The following is a 1,855-nucleotide window of genomic DNA, read 5'->3' on the forward strand; positions in this document are numbered from 1 at the left end:
ATTACACTTGTTCCGATAATTTTGCTGTATTTTTACGAGTTCTGGAATTCCATCCTACTCTTCAGATAATTAATTTTGGATTCCGGATCGATTTTCACCCTAACTTGCAGTTATGCGATCGCACCGATATTTTGTAGATGCTTAGTAAAATTTTATACTTGAGTTCTGATTGCAAGGCCAGCATATTATCCAGATTATAGATGCAGCCGGAACAACTTAGACTTTGCAATTGCTTTATTCTAGAAGAGTATGGCCAGCCGACGCACCACTTTTCTCAACTTGTCAGCAAGAGAAGGCCATTAATGAATGAGACTATTTTTGACATTAAACGTTCCTAAGTGTGGAAAAGAAGCCACCCCAAGAACTATACGTTGTTTGTAGCAAGTTGTACCTTGAAGTAAGGGAAGTGCAATGTGAGGTGCTTATGAAATCGCAGTGGGAATGTTTACTGCAAAACTTGGGCGAGTGGCAGGGTTCTTTTACCCGTTTCTCGCCCCAGGGAGAATTGTGGGAAGATACTCCTACTGTAGTTTCCCTAGAAGGACTGAATGACGATCGGACTATTCGTCAGACTATTCGGCGTTTCTTGCCCTCTCAAGAAGTTAAGGAACAAGTTCTGGAATACAGTTCTCTGGGACGAAGCACTCTCTTTTTCGACAACGGTGCTTTTTCTCAAGGATCGATTCAGCTGGCTCCATTTTCGGAGTTTGGGGCAGAATTAGGGCTGATAGATGATTCTAGCAGACGTTTGCGCCTTGTACAGATGTTTGACAAGCAAGGTCATCTCGATAAATTGACTTTAATCCGAGAAAAACTTGCCGGTACGGATGACTGGCAAAAGGGCCATTCGACAACATTAATCGAATTACTGGGGGAATGGCAGGGAGAAGCCGTAACGATTTATCCAGACTGGCGTTCGCCGGATAAATATACCACTAAACTGCAACTTTATCTAGATGATGATGGTAAGTTAGTTCAAGAGCTAACCTTTGGTAATCAGGTAATTTCATCTACTGCGAGTATTAATGGTTCTATTCTTCTGTTTGAGCGCAGTTCTCAACCCGTGCAAGTTTTGCTGTTACCCGATGGTGCTTCTTCTACTTGCCCCCAACAAGTTAAAGTCGGTCAACCTTTTTTTCTGGAAGTAGGTTGGTTGTTTGAGTCCGATCGCCGTCAGCGATTGATTCGCAGTTACAGTCATAAGGGAGAATGGGTTAGTCTTACATTGGTCAGAGAATTTAAAGTTGCAGTTGCAAACTAATATAGAGAACAGCGACGACTCAAAGCTTGTTCCAGCAAGATTTGATACTCTTTATCTGCGATCGTATAAGCTCCAAATCGCTCCAAATGGGGGTTGGTCATTTGGGCATCAAATAAGACGAAGTGACGGGATATCAATCGTTCTACCAATTTTACCATTGCTACTTTCGATCCTTCTGGAATCCGGTAAAACATCGATTCCCCAATAAATGCTCCCCCAATTACAATACCTAAGATTCCACCGGCTAGTTCATCTCTGCACCAGGTTTCAAAACTGTAAGCCCAACCAGATCGATACAGCGCCAAGTATATTTCTTGCAGTTCTGAGGAAATCCAGGTGGTTTCTCGGTTGGCGCACCCAGCAAGCACTCCTGCAAAATCGCGATTAATAGCGACAGAGAAGCGTTCTTGGTTGAGGACGCGCTGCAAGGATTTGGGATAGCGAAACCGCTCGTCCAAGGGAATTAAAGCCCGCTTGCGACTGTAGTACCATCCCAAGTTCTTACCCTCTTCATCAGCCATTAAAAAATAACCTTGGGCATACCCTTCGATAATGCGATCGATCTCAATCTGCATAAATTAGTCCGGTTTAATA

At 43.3% G+C, this 1,855-nt stretch carries 2 protein-coding genes; one reads left to right on the plus strand and one right to left on the minus strand.

Going from position 1 to position 1,855, the window contains the following annotated elements:
• The first annotated feature begins 424 nt into the window (after positions 1–424).
• Complete coding sequence (locus tag H6S82_RS31380) at positions 425–1,261, plus strand: DUF3598 family protein (protein WP_190465047.1); 837 nt, start codon at positions 425–427, stop codon at positions 1,259–1,261.
• Here the strand turns inward: H6S82_RS31380 and aat are convergent.
• Positions 1,258–1,836, minus strand: coding sequence for a leucyl/phenylalanyl-tRNA--protein transferase (gene aat / locus H6S82_RS31385; RefSeq protein ID WP_190465048.1), 579 nt, complete (start codon positions 1,834–1,836; stop codon positions 1,258–1,260). The genes H6S82_RS31380 and aat overlap by 4 nt on opposite strands.
• Positions 1,837–1,855 lie beyond the last annotated feature (19 nt).

The sequence above is a fragment of the Planktothrix sp. FACHB-1355 genome (assembly GCF_014748295.1).
In the GTDB taxonomy this organism is placed as follows: Bacteria; Cyanobacteriota; Cyanobacteriia; order Cyanobacteriales; family Aerosakkonemataceae; genus Aerosakkonema; species Aerosakkonema funiforme_A.

Coding starts and splice junctions, on each gene's coding strand:
- H6S82_RS31380 (WP_190465047.1), top strand. CDS start 425: ATGAAATCGCAGTGGGAATGTTTACTGCAAAACTTGGGCGAGTGGCAG.
- aat (WP_190465048.1), bottom strand. CDS start 1,836: ATGCAGATTGAGATCGATCGCATTATCGAAGGGTATGCCCAAGGTTAT.